Below are 21,738 nucleotides of genomic sequence, written 5' to 3'. Positions count from 1 at the left end.
GCTGACGCCCGGTCATGCGGCCGGGCGGGTCCACGCAACGGGAGGACGCACGATGAGTGCACGGCAGCGGGGTGCGGGGCGCCGGGCGTACGGTGCCGGGTTCACAAGGGCCGCGGGCGCGGCGGTGGTGGCGGGCGCGCTCGCCGTGGTGCTGGCGGTGCCGGCCGGTGCGAGCGCCGCGGCCGGCGGGGACTTCACCGGTCTCACCGGCCTGGCGGGCGTACCGGCGGACGTGCCGGGCCTGCGGGGTCCCGTCGTCACCCACCCGGTGCAGGAGTCGTTCGGCTACCCGGCAGGCGAGGTGTGCGCCTTCCCCTCGCACGCCGACTTCCCGGTCAGCGACCTGACCACCAGGACCTGGACCGACGCCGCGGGACGGCCGGTCTTCGCGGTCGAGAGCGGCCCGCTCGTCATGCGGGTCACCAACCTCGCCACCGGCAAGTCCGTCGAGCGCGACATCTCGGGCACCGGTGTGATCACCTATCCCGACCCCGACTCGTTCATCCTCAGCGGCAACGACTGGTCGGCCGGCTTCCACACCGGCGACCACCCCCACAACCAGTGGATCGTGGCCGGCCCCTTCATGTCCGTCGAGATCAGCACGGCGGCGGGCAGGAGCAGCAGAACGCTTCTTGCGCTCGCGGGACCCTACGAGGACCTCTGCAAGACGCTGGCCTGAGGCCGTGGCGCGGCGCATTGCCGCGCCACGGCGTCGGTGACCTGTCGTCGTGCCGGTCCGTGCCGGTCCGTGCCGGTCCGTGCCGGTCCGTGCCGGTCCGTGCCGGTCCGTGCAGGGTCCCGTGTTCCGCGCGGCTCAGCGCGGCGTGGCCAGGTCCTGCCGGTGCGGTGCGGTGGCTCAGGCCCTGCCGACCGGCATCGGGTCGCGCCACATCGGATACATCGACGGGCCTTCGGGGAGGTCGATGGTGTCGCCGGACCACACGAAGCCGAGGCGGGCGTAGAGCGCGCGGCTGCGGGTGCTGCTGGCCTCCAGGTAGGCGGCGAGGCCCTCGCGGTCGCAGCGGGACAGCACCGAGGTGATCAATTCGGTGCCGCGCCCCTGGCTGCGGGCCGTCGAGTCCACCGCTATCAGCATCAGGTGCTCGTGTGCGCGCTCCTTGGGGTGGGCCGCGTCGAGGATCCTGCCGATGGCCTCGACGCGTTCGTTGGCCGGGTCGACGACGCGCCGCAGCTCGGCCGGGCCCGCGTCGTCGGCGGGGTGGCCGCCGGCCGGCACCGAGAACCACAGCGCTGCGGCGGAACCGTCCACCGCCATGTCGACGTAGCCCTCGGCGAGGGCGGTGTCCAGGAAGACGCCCATCATCACGCCGTGCTTGTTCTGCCGGTCGGTGGGGTCGGGAAACACCCAGCCGCTGACCGCGTCGTCCCGGAAGACCCGGTCCAGCAGGTCGGTCACGGCCGCCCTGTCGTCCTGTCCGGCCCGTCGGATCGCCACACCCATGCGCTTGTCCTCCGCCTGCTCGTTGGTCGTATCAACTGATCACTTCCGTAAGGCGGTTGCAGCCTAAGCCCTGGCCTGCGGTCGAGCCTCGGCGGAGCGGTGCCCGGCGGGGCGGGCCTCGGTGCGGTGCTGGGCAGCCGGGGCCTCGGCGCGGTGCTCCGCGGCGGGGGCTTCGGTGCGGTGCTCCGCAGTGCGGGCCTTGGTGGAGCGGGCCTCGATCGCGTGCAGCACCGCGACCATGTCGGCGCCGCCGTGGCCGAGCGCCACGGTCTCGCCGAACAGCGCGTGGCAGGCGTCGAGCAACGGCGACGCGAGACCGGCCTCGCGGGCCGCCTCGGCGATCAGCCGGTTGTTCTCGAGTACGTCCGACGCGGCTGCCTGGACGGCGAAGTCGCGGTCCCTCAGCTTGGGGGCCTTCGCCTTGGACACCGTGCTGGCCATCGGCCCCGCGTCGAGCACGGCCAGGAAGCGGTCGCGGTCGAGCCCGTGCCGTTCCGCGAAGTGGAAGGCCTCGGTGAGCCCGGTGACCATGGTGATCAGGAAGAGGTTCACCGACAGCTTGGTGAGCAGCGCGCCGGGCACGGGGCCGCAGTCGAAGGCGTCCTGGCACATCGGTGCCAGCAGCGGCCGTACGGCGTCGACCCCTTCCTGTTCCCCGGCCAGCATCGCCACCAGCTGTCCCGCCTCCGCGGGCCCGCGCGACCCCGACACCGGCGCCTCCACGTAACGGCCGCCCGCCGCCCGGACGTCGGCCTCCAGCCCCTGTGAGTAGCCGGGCGAGGTGGTGCCCATGTGCACGATCGTGCGGCCCGCCACCTGCTCGGCGAAGTCGGGGGTGCCGCGCGCCAGGGTGGCATCGATCGCGGGGCCGTCGGCCAGCATCAGGAAGACGACATCGCTGTCGCGGAGGACCTCACCGGGTGTGCCTGCGACCCGGGCGCCCGCGTCGCGCAGCGGCCCGCTCCTGGCGGGCGACCTGTTCCACACCCTCAGCGGCGGCCGGTCGGCCCGCTGCCGCGCCAAGTTGAGGGCCATGGGCTGCCCCATGACGCCGAGACCGAGAAAGCCGGCTCTGAGCATGCTGTCGGGTCCTTTCCTGCGGGCCGTGGATACGGCTTGCGATCTATGACGGCCGTCATAATACTGAGCATTATGACCACCGTCATAGGGCCTGTCGCGCCCATCCCGGCCACTCCGGATGATCGGGCCGCTCCGATCGCTCGGACTGATCGGACTGAGCGGGCTGATCGGGCCGCTCGGGTCGATCCGGCTGCTCGGGCTGATCGGGCCACTCCGGCTGATCGGGCCGCTCCGGTTGCTCGGGTCGATCAGGCCGCTCCGGTCGACTCGCCCGACCCGCCCGTCCTGCCCGCTTCGGCCGGGGGCGTGCGCCGGTGGCAGGTGGCGGTCGCCGGGCCCGCCGACGCGGCCGCGCTGCGCGAACTCTTCGCCGCCTGCTCCCAGGACACCGTCCGGCTGCGCTTCTTCGGCCAGGTCCGCGCCCTCCCCCCGGACTACCTGGAGCACGTGCTTGCCGGCCGCGCCGACGTCCACGACGCGGTGGTGGCGTACGAATACGGCGCCGGCAGGGCGCGTCTGGCCGGCCTCGCCAGCCTCGCCCTGCCCCCGGGTGCGCGGGCGGCGGAAATCGGCGTCCTGGTCGGCGATGCCTGGCAGCGGCAGGGTGCGGGCCGCGCCATGGTCGACCTGCTGCTGAGCCGCGCCCGAGCGCGCGGCGTCCGGTATGTCAGCGCAGCCGTACTGCCGGGCCGTTCCGGCCTGCTCGCCGCGCTGGGCCGCCGGCTGCCCGCCGAGCGCCTGGCGCACTCCGCGGACGGGCCCAGCGGCGTCTATAAGCTGGACGGACCCTGAGGAGGCCGGCCATGACTGCACCCCGCACCCACGGTCCGCGGGAGCGCATGGTCTTCGCCGCGGCCCAGCTGATCCGCCGCGACGGCGTCGGCGCGACCGGCATGCGCGATGTCGCGGCCCGCGCGGAGGCCCCCCGCGGGTCGCTCCAGCACTACTTTCCCGGCGGCAAGGAGCAGCTGGTCAACGAAGCCGTGACCTGGGCCGGGCGCTATGCGGGCAAACGCGTCGCCCGCTACCTTGCCGAACTCCCCGACCCCACCCCCGGCGCCCTCTTCGAGGCGATGACCTGGCAGTGGATCGCCGAGTTCGAGGCGGACGGCTTCGGCACCGGCTGCCCGGTCGCCGCCGCCACCGTCGACTCGACCGCCACCCTCCCCTCGGCCCGCGAGGCGACCGCCGCCGCCTTCGCCGCGTGGACCACCCCGCTGACCGCCGCCCTGACCACCCTCCGCGTCCCCGCCGCCCGCGCCCCAGGCCTGGCCACCTTGATGATCTCCACCCTGGAGGGCGCCATCCTGATGGCCCGCGCGCATCAGTCCACGGCCCCGCTGGTCACGGTCACCACGGAACTGGCCCCCCTCCTGGACGCCGCGGCCGCTGCCTGAGCGGTGCCGGCCGGTCGCCTTCGCGATGGCGTGCGTCGGCCGCCTCGCAGGTGGCGTGCCTCCCGGGCAGCGCGTGGAGCCTTGGGCCGAGCCCTTCGCGGTGGCACCCCCGCCCCCCGCTGCTTAGGGTGCGAAGGAGCGGGCACCGCCCCGGCAGGCCCGCGGCCGCACGGCCGGCCGCAGGCCCGGAGCGGGCCGCGGGAGAGAGGCGGAGCGCGATGCCACACCCCACGATCGTGGTCGGCGTCGACGGCTCGACGCCCGCCCAGCAGGCTCTGCGCTGGGCCGGCCGCCAGGCGGAGCTGACCGGGGCCGCACTCGTCGCGGTCATGGCGTGGGAGTTGCCTGGGGCCTTCGGCTGGGCTGACGTGCCCGAACTTCCCGAGGGCTTCGACCGGGAAGGCCCGGCGGCCCGCGCGCTCGCCGAGGCGGTGGGCGACGCGCTGCCCCCGCGGCAGGCGGCAGCCGTCGAGCAGGTGGTCACCCTCGGCAACCCGGCGCAGGCCATCCTCGACCAGGCAGAGGAGGACGCCGCGGAGCTGATCGTGGTCGGCGTGCGCGGCCACGGAACCTTCCACGCGACCCTGCTCGGTTCCGTGAGTCATACCGTCACACTGCATGCGACCTGCCCGGTCGTGGTGGTGCGTGGGACTACGCAAGTGACGGGATAGTCGCAGGCCATCGCGCATTGCCCAGAGTTATCCACAGGCTGTGACGACAGCCGCTCCTGAGGTGCGCTCGGCGGAGCATCATGGGGACATGAACGAAACGACCGGATCCGCCAGCGGGTCCACGCCCGAATCCGACGCCGTGCCGGCCGTGCCCGCACCCGCCTCCTCGTCAGGGATCCTGCCCGGCACCGTCCCGGGAGTCGTCCCCGACACCGTCCCCGGTTCGCTCCCCGACTGGGAGAAGAGGTATCGCGCCCCCCGGGTCGGGCTGCCGGAGTGGGCGGAGGACGCCCCCGACCACAGCCTGTTCGTCTCGGACGTCACCGGGACGTACGAGCTGTACGCGTGGAATCGGACGACAGGGGAGCGCCGCCAGGTCACCGACCGGCCGAACGGCACGACGGACGGCACGCTCAGCCGCGACGGCGCCTGGGTGTGGTGGTTCTCCGACACGAATGGCGACGAGTTCGGCGTGTGGATGCGCCAGCCGTTCGGTGGTGGCGAGGACATACCCGCCGCCCCCGGCCTCGAGCCCTCCTACCCCGCGGGCCTGGCGCTCGGCGTCGGCGGCCTCGCCGTCGTCGGCCGCTCCACCGACGACGAGGGCACGACCGTGCACGTCGTGCCGCCGGAGGGCGCCGAGCCGTATGAGATCTACCGGCACGAGGAGTCGGCCGGCGTCGGCGACCTCTCGGAGGACGGCACCCTGGTCGTGATCGAGCACACCGAGCACGGTGACGCGATGCACAGCGCGCTGCGGGTGCTGCGGGTCGCTGACGGCTCGGTGGTGGCGGAGCTCGACGACACCGAGGGCGGCACCCGGGAGCTGGGCCTCGACAGCCGCGGCTTCGCCCCGGTGCCCGGCGATACCCGGCTGCTGGTCGGCCATCAGCGGGCCGACCGCTGGCTGCCGATGATCTGGGACGTCGCCACCGGCGAGCAGACGGCGCCCGCGATCGACCTGCCGGGCGACGTGCAGGCCGAGTGGTATCCGGACGGCAGCGCGCTGCTGGTGGTGCACGACTTCAGGGCCCGCAGCGAGATGTTCCGCTACGACCTCGCGGCCGGCACGCTGACCGCGCTCGACACCCCGCGCGGTTCTGTGGGCGGCGCCACCGCAAGGCCGGACGGCACGGTCGAGTATCTGTGGTCGTCCGCGGCACGGCCCCCGGCGGTGCGCTCCACCACCGGCGCGATCGTGCTGGAGGCCCCGGGGCTGCGGGCGCCCGATTCCGTCCCGGTGGAGGACGTGTGGGTGGACGGCCCCGGCGGCCGGATCCACGCCCTGGTGCAGCGGCCCCCGGCCGGCGCGACCCGGCGCAAGGAGCCGCTGCCGACGGTCTTCGAGATCCACGGCGGCCCGACCTGGCACGAGTCGGACTCCTTCGCCGCCGGCCCCGCGGCCTGGCTGGACCACGGCTTCGCGGTGGTGCGGGTCAACTACCGCGGGTCGACCGGTTACGGGCGCGAGTGGACGGACGCCCTCAAGCACCGGGTGGGCCTGATCGAGCTGGAGGACATCGCGGCGGTCCGCGAGTGGGCGGTGTCCTCGGGGCTGGCGGACCCCGAGCGGCTGGTGCTCACCGGCGGCTCATGGGGCGGCTATCTGACCCTGCTCGGCCTCGGCACCCAGCCGGACGCGTGGGCGGTGGGCATCGCGGCGGTCCCGGTCGCCGACTATCCGACCGCGTATGCCGACGAGATGGAGGCGCTCAAGTCCCTCGACCGCACCCTCTTCGGCGGCTCCCCCGACGACGTCCCCGAGCGCTATGCGGCCTCGTCCCCACTGACCTACGCGGACCAGGTCGCCGCCCCGGTCTACATCAGCGCGGGCATGAACGACCCGCGCTGCCCGATACGCCAGATCGACAACTACGTGGAGAGGCTGCGGGCGCTCGACAAGCCGCACGAGGTGTATCGCTACGACGCGGGCCACGGCTCCCTCGTCGTGGAGGAGCGCATCAAGCAGGTCCGGCTGGAGCTGGCCTTCGCCCTACGCCACGTGGGCGGCTGATCCCGCCGTCTTCCCGGCCGTGGCCGCCGGGTCCGGCTCCGCGCCTCGGCCGCCGGTGCCGTTACCGGGGTCCGGGTCCTGCGGGGGCAGGAGGCCGAGCGCGGCATCGGTCCGCGCCTCGGCCTCCCGGCGGGCCAGCCGGAAGTACATGAAGACCACGAAGCCGGCGAAGACGAACCACTCACCGGTGTAGCCGAGGTTCTGGAAGGCCTTGAGGTCGAGGCCGCTGCCCGGCGGTGCCACCGGCGGCACCGGCTTCAGCGGTGCGGCGGAGTGGGTGGCGGTGATCCACCCGCTGTAGACGGGATAAGGGAGGACGTTGACGAGGGTCGCCGCGCTGATGATCCCGAGCTGTCCGCTCGGCAGCGCACCGGGAGCCGCGGGCACCCCGTTGCTGCCCGCGGTCTCGGGGTATTGCAGCGCACCGGTCACGGAGACCTCGCCGGCCGGGGCGGGCGGCACCGTACCGCCCGCGGCGGCGGCCGGGACATCGCCGGGCAGCCAGCCGCGGACCACGGGCAGTGCGGCACCGCCGTCGACCCGGAGCGGGGTGAGGACGTAGTAGCCGTTGCGGCCGTCGAGCAGGCGGTCGGGGACGAGCAACTGGTGGGCGGAGTCGTAGCGGCCGGTCGCGACGACCGGGCGGCCGGAGGCGTCCGAGGGCACCTGGGTCCCGGTGTCGGGCAGCAGCCCCGCCAGCGGTACCGGAGCGCGGTCGGCGGTCTGCACCTGGGTGTGCTTGGCGTCCTTGTGCGCGTCCACCCGGCTCTCGAAGCGGCTCAGCTGCCAGCTGCCCATGAAGACGCAGAAGGGCACGGCCAGCAGTACGAGAACGCCGACCGCCAGCCAGCGCGGGGTGAGCAGGAACCGGTACACACCACCACGGTACGGGGGCGCGCCCGGCCGCCCGTCACCGGGACCCGCGCAGGCGGCGCCGCACCGCGCCGCCTGCTATGACGGCGGGGTGCCCGATCCGGTCGGGGCCATGGGCGCCGTTGTGTAGATGGTTCCGGCACACGCGCCCTGGATGGTCGGTCCGGGGACCAGCGGCCCTCCGGCGGCCGGGACGTGCGTGAGCGAGATGGCGGTGCCCTGCGGCGCGTCCGAAGGGCCACCGGGCGGTGGGCCCTTGGGGGCGAGGGAGTCGGCGGAGTCCCCGCTGCCGGGGTCGGGCACCGCGGTGTCCGACGGCGTGTCGGTCGGCGTCGGGGTGGCCGGCGGTGAGCTGGGCGGCGGACAGCCGCCCGGACCCGCGTCGCCGGGCACCCAGGCGAAGGCGACCTCGTAGTCCTCGCCGGGCGCGAGCACGAGGGGTTCGTCGTCGGAGGAGGCGGGCAGAGCGGTGGCCGGGTCGCCTGCGGTGTGGCCGACCACGGTGATCTGCGACAGGTCCGCGGGTCCCTGGGCGCTCACGCTCACCTTGCCCGAGGAGGGCGGCACCGTGCAGGCGACGGTGGAGACGTTGGCGACGCGGAACCAGCCGTAGACGCGCCCGTCTGCGTCGGCCGAGTCGGCATTGCTGCTGCCCTCGCCGAGCTGGTCGCCGGAGCACTCGGGGGCGTCGGCCGGCGGCAGCCCACCCGGGCTGGTCGCCTGGCTGGACGGGCCGTCCACGCTGCCCGCGGTGGGGGACTGGTGGTCGGAGCCGCCGCTGTCCTGCTGGTGGCCGGACTGCCCGGAGTCGCCGGTGGAGCCCCAGGCGTTGACGTGGCCGTCCTCGCCGGGCTGCGCGGCGTGCGTGCTCGCCACGTTGGCGGGGGCGGCGGTCGTGCTGCTGCCGGCGCCGGCGGCGTGGATCAGCGCCGGTACCGCGGCGCCGACGAGCAGTGCCGCGGCCGCGGCGCCCGCCAGCGCCTGCCGCCGGTGCTGGCGGCGGGCAGGTACGGCACGCCGCAGGTGGTCGAGCGCGTCATGGTGCGGCCTGAGGTCGCGGACGGCCCTGTGCATGAGGTCGCGTAGCGCCGCCTCGTCGTCGGACGCCTCCGGCAGCTCCCCGGCCAGGTCGTCCGCGAAGGCCGAACCGGTCGAACGGTTCGCACCGTCCAGGGCGAAAGGACTGACGGGTGCCGCGGCCTCGGCACGCTCGGCGTGCCCGGCCGACTCGGTGGCGGCACGTGCGCCGGGAGCGGCCGGCTCGGGACGTTCGGCCTGGACGGCAGCCGGGCCAGGTTCGGCGGCCTCGGCGGGCTCGCCGTGCTCGGCCGGCTCAGCGCGCTCGGCCGGTTCCTCGGCGGAGGCAGCCGGGCCGGGCTCGGCCGACTCGGCGGGCGCGCCGGGCTCACCGTGCTCGGCCGGCTCAGCGTGCTCGGCCGGTTGGGCAAGCTCGGCGGTCTCGCCGGGCTCGGCCGACTCACCGCGCGGGGCTGCTTCTGCGGGGCGGGCCGCCGGGGTCTGTTCGGGTTCTGGGGAGTGCTGGCGGTCGTCCATGCCGTGGGCGTTGTCCGGGGCGTCGGGGGTGGTCATGCCGTGGCCTCCATCGCGACGCGCAGGGCGGCGATGCCACGCGAGCCGTAGGCCTTCACCGAGCCCAGCGAGATGCCGAGCGTCTCGGCGACCTGGGCCTCGGTCATGTCGGCGAAGTAGCGCAGCACCAGCACCTCGCGCTGCCTGCGCTGGAGCGAGCGCATCGCGGTCTTGAGCTGGTCGCGCTCCAGCAGCTCGTAGGCGCCCTCTTCCGCGCTGGCCATGTCGGGCATGGGCTTGGAGAGGAGCTTCAGGCCGAGGATGCGCCGGCGCAGCGCGGAACGGGAGAGGTTGACCACCGTCTGGCGGAGGTAGGCGAGGGTCTTTTCCGGGTCGCGGACCCGGCTGCGTGCGGAGTGCACCCGTATGAAGGCCTCCTGGACGACGTCCTCGCAGGACGCGGTGTCGTCGAGGAGCAGCGCGTCCAGGCCCAGCAGGGCGCGGTAGTGGGCGCGGTAGGTCTCGGTGAGGTGGTCGACCGTGGTGCCGACAGCCATTGCGGGGTCAGTTTCCTCGCGCTCTGCGGTGGCGCCTTGCGCCGGATTCACCCGCGCCACCGGCCAGGGCGCGATCACCGGGAGCCCCCCGTAGGCCTGCCCGGTCCGTGGTGGGCGCGCCGGGCGAGCCGGACGCACGGGTGCGATCGTCCCCCGTTGCCCGAATGCCGTCTCGATACCCAGTGCCTCCGCCACGTGTGTTGGACACGCGTCCCCCCGTCAGGGTTGTACGCGCAAGGCATACCGCCCGATGGAGCGTCATATATCCCCATGCGCACCAGCTCTTCCTCAGCGCCCCATTTACACCGACGGCCCCCGTTCACGTTCGGTGTGCAGCACCCCAGGACAGCACCCAGGCAGTGCGCTGACTCAAAGACGCTCCCCCGCGGCCGGCGGTTGCAGCCACGGGGGAGCAGATTGTCCAACGGTTGGGCAGTCGGATTCAAGTGGTCCAGACCAAATTACGGCCAGTTTCGGTCGTAATCGGCCGGATTCGCCTGGAATTCGAGCTCCGTGTTCAGCGACCTGTGCCGCCGTAGACGACGGCCTCGTCGCTGTCGCTGTCCAGGCCGAACGCCGAGTGCACCGCCTGGACGGCCGGGTTCACGTCATCCGCCCGGGTGACCACCGAGATGCGGATCTCGGAGGTCGAGATCAGCTCGATGTTGACCCCGGCGTTGGACAGCGCCTCGAAGAAGGTCGCCGTGACCCCGGGGTTGGTCTTCATCCCCGCGCCGACGAGCGAGATCTTGCCGATCTGGTCGTCGTAGCGCAGCGAGTCGAAACCGATGACCGACTGCGCCCTGGTCAGCGCCTCCATCGCCTTGTGTCCTTCGGACTTCGGCAGCGTGAAGGAGATGTCGGTCAGCGCGGTGGCCGCGGCCGACACGTTCTGCACGATCATGTCGATGTTGATCTCGGCGTCCGCGATGGCCCGGAAGATCGTCGCGGCCTCGCCCGGCTTGTCCGGGACTCCGACGACGGTGATCTTCGCCTCGGACGTGTCGTGCGAGACGCCGGAGATGATCGCCTGCTCCACTGGGCTGTCTCCTTGCGATGCGAGTTGCGGCGCGAGCCGCAGTGCGACCTGCGGTGCGATGCCTTGCGGCCGTTCGTTGCTGACCCAGGTGCCGGGGAGCCCGGAGAACGACGAGCGCACGTGGATCGGGATGTTGTAGCGCCGGGCGTACTCCACGCAGCGGTGCAGCAGCACCTTCGAACCGGAGCTGGCCAGCTCCAGCATGTCCTCGAAGGCGATCCAGTCCATCTTCCTGGCCTTCTTCACCACCCGCGGATCCGCGGTGAAGACCCCGTCGACGTCGGTGTAGATCTCGCACACCTCGGCGTCCAGTGCCGCGGCCAGCGCGACCGCCGTGGTGTCGGACCCGCCCCGGCCGAGCGTGGTGATGTCCTTCTTGTCCTGCGACACGCCCTGGAAGCCGGCGACGATCGCGATGTTGCCCTCGTCGAGGGCGGTGCGGATCCGGCCCGGGGTCACATCGATGATCCGCGCCTTGTTGTGCACCGAGTCGGTGATCACACCGGCCTGGCTGCCCGTGAACGACTGCGCCTCGTGGCCGAGGTTTTTGATCGCCATCGCCAGCAGCGCCATGGAGATCCGCTCTCCTGCGGTCAGCAGCATGTCGAACTCGCGGCCCGCCGGGATGGGCGACACCTGCTCCGCGAGATCGATGAGCTCGTCCGTCGTGTCGCCCATCGCGGACACCACGACGACGACCTGGTGGCCGCCCTTCTTGGTGTCCACGATCCTTCGGGCGACGCGCTTGATGCCTTCGGCATCGGCGACGGAGGAGCCGCCGTACTTCTGCACGACAAGGCCCACGTGCGCTCCTCGCTCAGGGGTGAATCGGTCGCCCCAGTTTAACGAGCAGGTCCGTTCTGCCCGGAACGTATCGCATGGTGAGATGTGCTGTTCAGGTAATGATCACACCCACTCAGGTGGCGATCACTGCGCCGGGCGCAGCCCCAACGTCCCCAGCTCGGCCTCCATCACCTTGCCGGCCTCCTCCGCCAGCTCGTCGTCGTCGTCCGCGCCGCCGCCGGTGTCCAGGCCGTTCAGCTCGTCCAGCGGGCTGTCGAGCCGGACGTGCGCGACCAGCGACTGGAGGGCCCGCAGGCTCGCACTCGCCGTGGAGCCCCAGTTGGACAGGTAGGAGAACTGCCACCACCACAGGGCCTCCGACACCCGCCCCGCCGAGAAGTGCGTCAGCCCGTGCATCAGATCGGCGACCACGTCGGCCATGTCGTCCGAGATCCGGCACGCCACCGGCGTCGACCTCGGCACATACGGGTCGAAGACCTCCGAGTAGACGTCGATCGGCTCCAGCAGCGCCGCCAGCCGCTGCCGCAGGTCGTCCTCGTCGGGCTCGGGGCCCGCGTCCGGCTCGTACCGCTCGTCGGGCACGAAGTCCTCGTGCGCGCCGAGCCGCCCGCCGGCCAGCAGCAGCTGCGAGACCTCGAGCAGCAGATACGGCACCGCGCTGTCCGGGTCGTCGCCCTTGGCCACCTCGCGGACCGAGAGGATGAAGCTCTCGATCTGGTCGGAGATCTGGACGGCGAACTCGTCCGGCTCCTGCGGGACGAACGGCACGGCCTGCGGCCCTGCCGCGACCGCTCCCGCGCCCTTGTTCATCACGGTGTCAGACATCGAGCAACCGCCTCCCTTCGAAGGCCCGCCCCAGCGTGACCTCGTCCGCGTATTCCAAGTCGCCACCCACGGGCAGGCCACTGGCCAGGCGCGTCACGCGCAGCCCCATGGGTTTCACCGTCCGGGCGAGATACGTGGCCGTGGCCTCGCCCTCCAGATTCGGGTCCGTCGCCAGGATCAGCTCGGTGACGGTGCCGTCGGCCAGCCTGCGGAGCAGTTCCGCGATCCGCAGATCGTCGGGGCCGACACCGTCGATCGGGCTGATCGCCCCGCCCAGCACGTGGTACTTCCCGCGGAACTCACGGGTGCGCTCGATCGCGACCACGTCCTTGGGCTCCTCGACCACGCAGATCACCGCCGGGTCGCGCCGCGGATCGCGGCACACCCGGCACAGCTCGTCCTGCGCGACATTGCCGCACACCTTGCAGAAGCGGACCTTCGCCTTGACCTCGGCCAGCACATGCGCGAGGCGGCGTACGTCCGCGGGGTCGGCCTGGAGGATGTGGAAGGCGATGCGCTGCGCGCTCTTGGGACCCACGCCGGGCAGCCTGCCCAGTTCGTCGATCAGGTCCTGAACCACGCCTTCGTACACTCCGGCACGCCTTCCAGGTTCTCGGGGTTTCCAGTATTTCCAGGGGATGGGGGCAGACTCAGAACAGGCCGGGCATGCCGCCGCCGAGCCCTTGGGCGAGCGGGCCCAGCTTGTCCTTCTGGATCTCCTGTGCCGCGTCGGTCGCATTGTGGACGGCGGCGACCACCAGGTCGGCCAGCGTCTCGGTGTCGTCCGGGTCGACGGCCTTCGGGTCGATCACCAGTCCCAGCAACTCGCCCGCGCCTGACACTGTCGCGGTCACCAGGCCGCCGCCCGCCGAGCCCTCGACCTCGGTCTCGGACAGCTCCTGCTGGGCCGCAGCCAGGTCCTGCTGCATCTTCTGCGCCTGCTGGAGCAGTGCCTGCATATTCGGCTGACCACCGGGAATCACGGTTCGCTCCTGCCTCAGGTCTGCTGTATGTGCTGCGTTTTTCACTGACATGCCGAGCCTACGTGCTCGTACGGCGGTGCGCCCTACGCCGTACGGAGGATCGCTGCGGCGCGCCCTCCACCTGGAGTGGCGGACGGCTGAGCCGCAGGGAGTACGCAGCGGCGTCTGCCCGCGTTGCCGCTGGTCAGTCGTGCTGAATTTCCTCGATCACGGTGGCGCCCAGTTCGCGGATGAACAGATCGTGGCCACTGAGTGCCGAATCGACGAGGTCCGGGTCGTCGTCCTCGGGGATGTCGTCCTCGATCGGGGGCGGCGTCTCGTCGGTGTAGTGCACCGGTGCCTGCCGGGATCCCTGCCGCGGTGCCTCCACGGGCGCTGACCTGGGACCCGGTGGTGCGGCGGTCGCGGTGGCGGCACCGCCGGGACGGCCCTGCTGGGCCGGCGCCATGGCCTGGGTCACCGCCTGCGCGGAGCCGTACGCGTCCGAGACGGCTCCGCCGCCGTACGCCTGGGGCGAGCCGGGGGCCTGCGACGGCGCGGGCGGGCGAGGTGCCCCGCCCCCGCCGGAACCCCCGCCGAACCCGCCGCCGCCCGAGCCGCCGCCACCGCCCCCTGAGGGGTCGACGATGGCCTCGATGCGCCACTGCACGCCGAGCGCGTCGTTGATCGCCTGCTTGAGTACGTCCTCGCTGCCGCTGTTGGTGAAGCTGTTGCGGGCACCGGGGTTGTCGAACCCGACCTGGAGCGTCTCACCATCGAAGCCGGAGACCTGGGCGTTGTTGAACAGCAGCATCCAGGTCAGCCGGCGCCGGTTCTTGACCGCGTCCAGGATCTGCGGCCACATCTGCCGGACCCGGGTGGGGTCACCCGAGCCCGCGGCGGCCTGGGCCTGTGCGGGCGGCTGCGCCGGGGCGGGGGCGCCGGGAGCAGGAGCCGGCGTCTGGGGCGCGGCGGTCGGCCAGGCCCCCGGCTTGGCGGGCGCCTGGGGCACGGGCTCGGAAGCCCGCACGGGCGCCTGCGGTGCCGGCTCAGGCGGGCGTACGGGGTCGGGGGGGCGTACGGGGTCCGGCGGGCGCACCGGTTCAGGAGCGGGCTCCGGTACGGCGCGCACCGGCTCGGGCTGCTGGGTACGTACCGCGGCCCGGGCGGCGGCGGCCCCGGTGGGGGCGTCACCGGGTGCACCGGCGACAGGAGCGGCGGCCGCGGTCCCGGCGCCCAGGACGCCCCCCCGCTCCAGCCGCTCCAGCCGGGCCTGCAACGAGCGCTCGTCGTCGTACGCCGCGGGGAGTAGCACCCGGGCGCAGATCAGCTCCAGCTGGAGCCGCGGGGAGGTCGCCCCCCGCATCTCCGTCAACCCGGTGTTGACGATGTCGGCGGCCCTGCTCAGCTCGGCGGCACCGAAAACCGACGCCTGCGCCTGCATGCGCTCCACCACATCGCTGGGCGCATCGATCAGCCCCTTGTCCAGCGCGTCCGGCACGGCGGCGAGGATGACCAGGTCACGGAGCCTTTCCAGCAGGTCGGCCACGAAACGGCGCGGGTCGTGCCCGCCCTCGACCACCCGGTCCACCATGCCGAAGACCGCGGCGCCGTCCCCGGCGGCGAAGCCGTCCACCACGTCGTCGAGCAGCGCCGCGTCCGTATAACCCAGCAGCGCGGTGGCCATGGCGTACGTCACCCCGTCCGCCCCGGCCCCGGCAAGCAGCTGGTCCATCACCGACATCGAGTCCCGCACCGACCCGGCCCCGGCCCGCACCACCAGCGGATACACCCCGTCCTGGACGGCGATCGACTCCCGCTGGCACACCTCCGCGAGGTAGTCACGCAGCGTCCCCGGCGGCACCAGCCGGAAGGGATAGTGGTGCGTACGCGAACGGATGGTGCCGATGACCTTCTCTGGCTCGGTCGTGGCGAAGATGAACTTCAGATGCTCCGGCGGTTCCTCGACCACCTTGAGCAGCGCGTTGAACCCGGCGGACGTGACCATGTGCGCTTCGTCGATGATGTAGATCTTGTATCGGCTGCCCGCCGGCCCGAAGAACGCCTTCTCCCGCAGGTCACGGGCGTCGTCCACACCGCCGTGCGACGCCGCGTCGATCTCGATCACGTCGATCGACCCCGGCCCGTTCCTGGCCAGGTCCCGGCACGACTGGCACACCCCGCACGGCGTCGGCGTCGGCCCCTGCTCGCAGTTCAGGCAGCGGGCCAGGATCCGCGCGCTGGTCGTCTTCCCGCACCCGCGAGGCCCGCTGAACAGGTACGCATGGTTGACCCGGTTGTTCCGCAGCGCCTGCTGCAACGGGTCGGTGACATGCTCCTGCCCGATGACCTCGGCGAAGGTCTCGGGACGATAGCGGCGGTACAGAGCGAGGGACACGCCACCGAGCCTAACCGCGCCCACCGACACCCGGCCCCCACCCACGCAAAGACCCCCCACGCACCCGCCAGAGCCCACCTACCCTTGCTGCCTTCCGGCCCTGGGGGAGTTCAGCGAGATAGCGCCACGTGAGGGGCTGGCCCCCACCCTACCCGATCCCCCCACCCCCCAACGAGTTCGCTACCACCCCCCCGCGTCTTGTACTGTTTGCGGCGGAGGATTCGCCTAGTGGCCTAGGGCGCACGCTTGGAAAGCGTGTTGGGGGCAACCCCTCACGAGTTCGAATCTCGTATCCTCCGCCAGTGCCTCACCGGGCACGACGTCGAAGGGCCCCGCTGTCCGCAACGGGGCCCTTCGACGTTGAGGGTTGCAGTTTGGGTTGCAGTTGGCTGCTGCAGGTCCGGTTGCCAAGTGCTCCGCCGGAGGGTCTCGGGCTCTCGCTCAGGGGTCAAAGCGTCCTCCGGAGAAGATCGAGCGGGAGCCATCGCGTCGGGCCACTCTTCCGAAGACAGAGCCGATCACGAGCAAGATCCCTGCCGACGCCGCCAGCACCCGCGCACCTTTCCACGGGGCCCGTCGTCTTCCGCTGACGGAGAGGGCGTGGCTCCGTTTCTCCCGGTTGGCGTCAGAGGGTCGGTCGTGCCTGGCTCTCTTGGGGCTCGACGGGCGGCAGCAGCAAGCTGCGGCGCTCCTCGACAGTGAGTTGACGGAAGGCTCGGGCGCGTGCCCGTCTGAGCAGAGGCTCCGGATCTGTGGAGGGTTCCCAGATCCGGATGCTGCGGTCCCGGGAGGCGGTGGCAAGACGGCTGCCGTCGGGGTGCCAGGAGAGGCCGTTGATCTGGTCGTCGTGGACCCCGATCACTGTGCGTTCTCGCCCGCTCACGGGGTCCCACAGTCGTATCGTCCGGTCCCAGGAGACCGTTGCCATGCTGCGGCCGTCAGGCGACCACGCGACACCCTGAACGCGGTCCTGATGCCCGGTCATGGTGATGAGCGCCTCGCCCGTCAACGGATCCCATGTCCGGACGGTGCGGTCACGGGACCCGGTGGCCAGCCGTCGGCCATCCGGCGACCAGGCGATGCGCCAGGCGTAGTCGGTGTGACCACGCAGGGTTGTCAGTTCCGCACCCCGAAGAGTGTCCCAGACCGTGAGGGTTCTGCTCGTCGCGGACGTGGCGAGACAGCGGCTGTCTGGAGACCAGGCGGCACCCCCGACCCAACCGGCCCGTCTGCCGAGCACCAAGAGTTCCGTGCCATCGCCGGCGTCCCAGATCCGCGCGGTGCCGTCGCGGGACGTCGTAGCGATGCGCGTTCCGTCGGGTGCCCAGGACACGGCGGTAAGTTCGTCGCTGTGGCCGCGCAACTCGACAAGCGTCAGCCGATCGCGTACGTCCCAGATTCGGGCCGTCCCGCCTCGTGCCGACGTGACAAGCCGTCGGCCGTCCGGAGACCACGCCACACCGAGGGCGCCGCCCTCATGCGGCAACTCAGTTACGGCCGGACCCAATTCGCCATCCCAGATCAGAGCCCTACCATCCTGGGACGCGGTGGCGAGGCGACCGCCGTCAGGGGACCAGGCGACATCCCACACCGAATCTGTGTGCCCTAGCAGGGCGCGGCTGTGGCTACCGCACGGAACGGTGTCCCATACGGCCACCGTTCGGTCGCGCGAGGCGGTGGCTACACGGCTGCCGTGCCAGGCGATCCCGTGAATGCTGTCCGAGTGGCCGATCAGCAGTGTCTGTTCGTTCGTCTCCAGGTGCCAGACGCGTGCGGTGCGGTCGTCGTCCCCGGTGGCGATGCTTTGGTCGTCCGGGGACCACGCCACACAGGTCGGCGCACCGGGTGTTTCCATCTTCATGATCACCTCGCCCGCGGTACCGCTCCCGTCGACCATGTCGAGAACCAGGACAGCGTGGTCCTCGGACGCCGTCGCGAGCTTGTCCCCGTGACGCGACCACGCGAGGCCCCAGACACTGTCGTGGTGCCGGGAATGCACTGCGGCAGGGCCGCCGCCCGTGGGCGGAGTCACCGTCCAGACGTGAACCGCCCCGTCCACTGACGAACTTGCCAGCCGATGCCCGTCGGGGGACCACGCGACGCCGGACACCCGTCGCCGATGTTCGCTCAGTACCGTGACCGGGGCGTAGGTGTCGCTGTCCCAGATCCGTACGGTTCGGTCCCCTCCTCCCGCCGCGAGCCGGTGACCGTCCGGCGACCATGCCACTGCGGCGACCGCCTCAGCGGTGTCGGAGAGAAGGGCCAGTACCGTCCAGCCTGCGGTATCCCATACGGTGACGCCTCCGTCGCGCGCGCCTGCTGCCAGCCGCCGCCCGTCGGGTGACCAGGCCACCGTGCCGACCGGGGCGCCCCCGCGACGAGCGAGCACCGTGGCACCGTCCGGGTTCTCGTGGAGCGTCCAGATCCTGACAGTGCCGTCGTCGGACGCCGATGCCAGTCGGGTCCCCTCCGGCGACCAGGCCACCGCGTTGATATCGCCCTCGTGACCGCGGAACACAGCTCCAAGGCGGGACACGTTCAATGCGATGTGCAGCGCCTGGAGGGCTGTCGACGTGGGTGCGCACTCGACAGCGGCGAGGGACGCCAGGAGCGCCAACTGCGGGTCGCCTGCGGCCGCCTCCATCGCCCGGCGGGCAACAGCTTCCGACAACCGCTCCAGCGCGGCCCGATCCTGTCTGCGTGAGCGTTCGAGCAATGCCGTCACGACGGGGATGCCCTCGAATACCCCGGTCGCCTCCGCAGCCCATCTCTGAGCGGCTTCCAGCCGCTCGCCGGTGAGTAGATAGCTGTCACGGAAGCCCGAGTTGCGCCAGTCCAGTGCCCAGCGCTCCAGTTCCGTACGGTGCTGCAACTGCTCCGCCCGAACCGCTACGGCTTGACGCAGGAGAGGCCACTGCCGGAACAGCGCCTCGTGGGCGACGTCCAGCAGATCGGCGTGGCTGACGAGCAGACGGCCGGCGACGAAGGCGTCTGCCACCAGCTGCTCCTCAGGGGTGATGTCGGCGCGACGTACACGGCGACGGGTGGCCTCTCCGTGCTCGACACCCACGAATTTGAGCAGCGCGCTGAAGACGGGCGCGTCCGGATCCGCGGCGCGCAACTCCCCGGTGATCCTGTCCGCCCGGTCGGACAAGGCCCCCGCCACACCTCCCAGTTGCCGATACGCATCCTCCGTCACGGTCCCCCCGGGACCGACGCGCAGAAAGAGTTCCTGAAGGGTGTAGGCCAGAAGTGGAAGGGCGTCACCACCCCCGGTATCCTCCACCATCCGTGCGACGAGACCCGGAGCGAAGGCCAGGCCCGCCATCTCCGCCGGTCTCTCGATCGTCTGGAGCAGCTCGGCGCGGCTCAGGACACCCACGGCCATCGGATGCCGCAGCAAGCCGGCGAATCCGGTTCCCAGAAAGGCTGTCAGGAAATCCGAACGTAAGGTGGCCACCACCCACAGGCGCGAATCGGCGTGCAGACAGTCCGAGAGGAGGGACAGGAAGGCGTCGCGTTCGTCGTCACCCGTCAGGACGAACAGCTCCTCAAGTTGGTCAACCACCACGAGGACCGGAGCTGCATCTCCGCCCACCGACCGGCGCAGTAGATCCAGATATCGCCGTACGCCGGCCGGACCTCCGGCCAACTCCGCCCGCACCTGGGCCGTGGTCGCACCGGGCAGCACCGTGGCGAGACTCGCCGCGAAAGCGGTCAGCGGGTCGGCACCCGGAGCGTACGGAGGCACGACCGCCCACCGGCGACGCCGCCGCGCGAGCGCAGGCAGCAACCCGGCGCGCACAAGGGAGGACTTGCCGCTGCCGGACGGGCCGACCACGGTGACGAACCGGTGAGCTCGGGCAGGTACGGCGGGATGAAGCCTGCCCACGAGTTCCGCCGTCTCGCTGTCCCGGCCGAAGAAGACGGCGGCGTCATCCTCGTTGAACGACTCCAGCCCGGGGTAGGGGGGTTGCGCCCCCCTCCACAACCGGCGAGGCGACGTGGGCCGGTCCAGCACGTACAGCCAGACCTGACCGGCGACAAGCAGCAACAAGGCCGCCGCCACCAAAGGCACCGACCACGTCCGCAACTCTCGAAGCAGCCAAGGGGTCGATCCCGTGTCCCCGGTTGCGTAGTTGGTGGCAATGCCCAGCAGTGCCCCGACCAGCATGAGCAGGACATCCAGGACGAGCTTCAACGGACGCCGATCCACGCCATCTCCCCATCGACCGCAAGGACCGCGCCATCCCAGGCGCTCTGCCCACCGTACGCACAGCATCGAATCGGCGGGAGTCACGCGACAGCTGGCGGCCTTTCGACGCTGTCTCGCAGCAGAATCAGAAGGGTCTCCCCGTTGGCCGCCTCACCATGCCGTCGCTACTGGTGGCGACCCGCCCGCCCGTGCCGTGATCCGACCTGCGACTGCTGTCGGCGCGCTGTGGTCAGAGTTGCCAGGCGGTACAAAGCTCATCGAGCAGAGCATCCTGCCGCTTTTGCAGGGTGATCGGGGTCCACGTTCGGGTGCGCAGTACCTGGGTGGTCAGGGCGAAGTTGACCACCCCGAGCTTTCCAGTGAAGTAGCGCTCCTTCTTCGTGCTGAAGTCGTAGTTCTGAGCCTGCGAGTTCTTGTACCGGTTGAGGAGCACGAGGTTGGCCAGCCGGTTGGTCCAGAACTGTCGTTCCTCGTCGGAGAAGTCCGACATCCACTGCGAGCCGCCCTTGGGGTTCTGGGGCAGGACGTGCTCGACGGTGATCAAAGGGTGCGAGTAGACGACGCCGGAGCCCTCGACCAGTACTTCGTCCAGCCTCAGCAGGATGTACTTGCGTGTTCTGATGTCCAGGTAGACAGGCCCTTCGAGGCGCTCTCGGGTCGCGTTGCGCTCCTCTTCGGTGAGCTTGAGCGATGGCGAGTCCAAGCCGTGGCCGCTGTCCAGGTCGCGCAGCAGCTCGGCATACCTCTGGACCCGCTTGGTCGTGTACATCCGGCGGATGAACATGCTGGCCGACAGGCGTTCCAGCGCTCGGAAGAAGTTGTTGAGCCATTCCGGATCGTTCCCGCGGGTCCGCAGTGCCCACAGGGCCGACGGGTGCCAGTCGTTGTTGTCGATTTGGGCCAGTCGCCTGAACCACGCGTTGACCTGGTCGGCGCCTGCGTCGGCGCTGTAGTGGTGATCGCGCATCTGAACGTAGGCGTTGGCGTACGGCACGAGGACGTCGTCGACGAAGAGTTGCGCCTTGCCGGGCAGGAAGTGAGGCTCAAGAACCTGCCGGGGGAATTCCTTGAGCAACTCTGCCTTGGCCCGCTCCTTGGCATAGATCATGCGCAGGTGCAAGAAGAGTTCGGCGAAGTCGTCGCGGCCCAGGGCCTGTTCGGCGTCCTCCCACTTGGCGGCGACAGCGTCCGCGGCTACGCCTTCGCCGAGGTCGCCGATGATCTGGGACTTGAAGATGTCTGCGGGCGTGAGATCGAGCCCGCGCGAGTTCATCACGCTGAAGATCCGGTGGGCACTGCTGAGATCGGGGGTGCTGACGACGACGAGGAAGGTGCGCACGATCATCATCTGCACGAGATCCAGCCGGCGCGAGGCCGTCCATCCGGACAGCTCTTTCGCCAGGGCATTGGCGTTGTCCCGGATGGCCTTCTGCGCGTCGGTCTTCAGCTCCGCTGTCGGGAGGTCCGGCAGCGAGAGTGTGGCGCCCTTTGTCTGCACATGCTTGTGGAAGAACTCGGCGTCTTTGAACCGCAGGGTCAACCGGGGCTTGGCGGACAGGCCCTTGGAGATCTTGCCGGGTTCGCATACGGCCGCGTCCAGTTCGGACTGCAGCGCGGGATCCTCGGCCAGGTCGCGCAGCACAGCCAGCAGGATGGTGAGCGTGGTGAGCCGCTGTTGCCCGTCGATGACCTGGGCGACCGAGTCGGACGGTTGTTTGACCAGGACGATCGACCCGAGGAAGTACGGCTCGTCCGTGCCTCCGTCCAGAGCTTCGGTCAGATCGGACAGTAGCTGCTGAGCCTGTTCGACTTCCCACGCGTAGGGCCGCTGGTACTGAGGAATACTGAAGTCATAGTCGCTGCAGAACACCTTGTCCAGCGGCATTTCGTGGGCTTCGAGCTGCTTCATA

General features: G+C 71.2%; 17 protein-coding genes, 1 tRNA gene and 1 other RNA gene. 6 read left to right on the top strand and 13 right to left on the bottom strand.

Translation table 11 applies throughout. From position 1 onward, the window contains the following. The first annotated feature begins 52 nt into the window (after window positions 1–52). Window positions 53–679 carry a hypothetical protein gene (locus ACGFMP_RS01875; protein WP_393669636.1) on the top strand — a complete coding sequence of 209 codons (627 nt, stop codon included), beginning with the start codon at window positions 53–55 and terminating at the stop codon, window positions 677–679. A gap of 177 nt (window positions 680–856) precedes the next feature. On the opposite strand, the gene ACGFMP_RS01870 is transcribed toward ACGFMP_RS01875, so the two are convergent. Together ACGFMP_RS01870 and ACGFMP_RS01865 are read right to left on the bottom strand one after the other, a co-directional pair. Continuing rightward, complete coding sequence (locus ACGFMP_RS01870) at window positions 857–1,462, bottom strand: GNAT family N-acetyltransferase (RefSeq protein WP_393669634.1); 606 nt, start codon at window positions 1,460–1,462, stop codon at window positions 857–859. Between the two features lie 63 nt (window positions 1,463–1,525). Beyond that, window positions 1,526–2,542 (bottom strand): NAD(P)-dependent oxidoreductase, encoded by a 1,017-nt coding sequence (locus tag ACGFMP_RS01865; protein ID WP_393669633.1) that lies wholly within the window; start codon window positions 2,540–2,542, stop codon window positions 1,526–1,528. A 306-nt stretch (window positions 2,543–2,848) separates the two neighbouring features. On the opposite strand from ACGFMP_RS01865, the gene ACGFMP_RS01860 reads away from it, so the two are divergent. From ACGFMP_RS01860 to ACGFMP_RS01845, 4 genes are all read left to right on the top strand, one after another. After that, window positions 2,849–3,334 (top strand): GNAT family N-acetyltransferase, encoded by a 486-nt coding sequence (locus ACGFMP_RS01860; RefSeq protein WP_393669632.1) that lies wholly within the window; start codon window positions 2,849–2,851, stop codon window positions 3,332–3,334. Window positions 3,335–3,345: 11 nt separating this feature from the next. Beyond that, the gene (locus ACGFMP_RS01855) at window positions 3,346–3,939 is read left to right on the top strand and encodes a TetR/AcrR family transcriptional regulator (RefSeq protein ID WP_393669631.1); all 594 of its coding nucleotides are present in this window, start codon (window positions 3,346–3,348) and stop codon (window positions 3,937–3,939) included. 218 nt (window positions 3,940–4,157) lie between these two features. Further along, on the top strand, window positions 4,158–4,610 hold the full coding sequence (locus ACGFMP_RS01850) for a universal stress protein (protein WP_393669630.1): 453 nt from the start codon (window positions 4,158–4,160) through the stop codon (window positions 4,608–4,610). A gap of 88 nt (window positions 4,611–4,698) precedes the next feature. Further along, window positions 4,699–6,624, top strand: a complete 1,926-nt coding sequence (locus ACGFMP_RS01845; RefSeq protein WP_393669629.1) for a S9 family peptidase — start codon at window positions 4,699–4,701, stop codon at window positions 6,622–6,624. Here the strand turns inward: ACGFMP_RS01845 and ACGFMP_RS01840 are convergent. The 9 genes from ACGFMP_RS01840 to ffs all read right to left on the bottom strand — a co-directional run bounded on the left by ACGFMP_RS01840 (window position 6,604) and on the right by ffs (window position 15,750). Then, window positions 6,604–7,500: an SURF1 family protein gene (locus ACGFMP_RS01840; RefSeq protein ID WP_393669628.1), complete on the bottom strand. Its 897-nt coding sequence runs from the start codon at window positions 7,498–7,500 to the stop codon at window positions 6,604–6,606. The genes ACGFMP_RS01845 and ACGFMP_RS01840 overlap by 21 nt on opposite strands. A gap of 75 nt (window positions 7,501–7,575) precedes the next feature. Beyond that, window positions 7,576–9,087, bottom strand: coding sequence for a hypothetical protein (locus ACGFMP_RS01835; protein WP_393669627.1), 1,512 nt, complete (start codon window positions 9,085–9,087; stop codon window positions 7,576–7,578). Next, window positions 9,084–9,779: a SigE family RNA polymerase sigma factor gene (locus tag ACGFMP_RS01830; RefSeq protein WP_393669626.1), complete on the bottom strand. Its 696-nt coding sequence runs from the start codon at window positions 9,777–9,779 to the stop codon at window positions 9,084–9,086. The genes ACGFMP_RS01835 and ACGFMP_RS01830 overlap by 4 nt, the downstream gene beginning before the upstream one ends. Before the next feature lie 322 nt (window positions 9,780–10,101). After that, complete coding sequence (locus tag ACGFMP_RS01825; protein ID WP_393669625.1) at window positions 10,102–11,427, bottom strand: aspartate kinase; 1,326 nt, start codon at window positions 11,425–11,427, stop codon at window positions 10,102–10,104. A 123-nt stretch (window positions 11,428–11,550) separates the two neighbouring features. Next, a complete protein-coding gene (locus ACGFMP_RS01820) occupies window positions 11,551–12,237 on the bottom strand; it encodes a DUF5063 domain-containing protein (protein WP_393670290.1) in 687 nt (228 codons plus the stop codon). Between the two features lie 7 nt (window positions 12,238–12,244). Beyond that, window positions 12,245–12,844 (bottom strand): recombination mediator RecR, encoded by a 600-nt coding sequence (recR, locus tag ACGFMP_RS01815; protein ID WP_073495190.1) that lies wholly within the window; start codon window positions 12,842–12,844, stop codon window positions 12,245–12,247. 58 nt (window positions 12,845–12,902) lie between these two features. After that, on the bottom strand, window positions 12,903–13,211 hold the full coding sequence (locus tag ACGFMP_RS01810; RefSeq protein ID WP_393670289.1) for a YbaB/EbfC family nucleoid-associated protein: 309 nt from the start codon (window positions 13,209–13,211) through the stop codon (window positions 12,903–12,905). 208 nt (window positions 13,212–13,419) lie between these two features. Further along, window positions 13,420–15,612, bottom strand: a complete 2,193-nt coding sequence (locus tag ACGFMP_RS01805; RefSeq protein WP_393669624.1) for a DNA polymerase III subunit gamma and tau — start codon at window positions 15,610–15,612, stop codon at window positions 13,420–13,422. A 47-nt stretch (window positions 15,613–15,659) separates the two neighbouring features. Next, an RNA gene (gene ffs, locus ACGFMP_RS01800) (signal recognition particle sRNA small type) lies at window positions 15,660–15,750 on the bottom strand. A gap of 76 nt (window positions 15,751–15,826) precedes the next feature. Here ffs and ACGFMP_RS01795 point away from each other — a divergent pair. After that, window positions 15,827–15,914, top strand: a tRNA-Ser gene (locus ACGFMP_RS01795). Between the two features lie 323 nt (window positions 15,915–16,237). Here ACGFMP_RS01795 and ACGFMP_RS01790 read toward each other — a convergent pair. Both ACGFMP_RS01790 and ACGFMP_RS01785 read right to left on the bottom strand, forming a co-directional pair. Beyond that, window positions 16,238–19,813 carry an AAA family ATPase gene (locus tag ACGFMP_RS01790; RefSeq protein WP_393669623.1) on the bottom strand — a complete coding sequence of 1,192 codons (3,576 nt, stop codon included), beginning with the start codon at window positions 19,811–19,813 and terminating at the stop codon, window positions 16,238–16,240. A 244-nt stretch (window positions 19,814–20,057) separates the two neighbouring features. Next, window positions 20,058–21,737 carry a DUF262 domain-containing protein gene (locus ACGFMP_RS01785; RefSeq protein ID WP_393669622.1) on the bottom strand — a complete coding sequence of 560 codons (1,680 nt, stop codon included), beginning with the start codon at window positions 21,735–21,737 and terminating at the stop codon, window positions 20,058–20,060. Window position 21,738 lies beyond the last annotated feature (1 nt).

The sequence above is a fragment of the Streptomyces sp. NPDC049040 genome (genome assembly GCF_043197715.1).
Taxonomy (GTDB): domain Bacteria; phylum Actinomycetota; class Actinomycetes; order Streptomycetales; family Streptomycetaceae; genus Actinacidiphila.
This window is presented reverse-complemented; position numbering and strand designations above follow the sequence as displayed.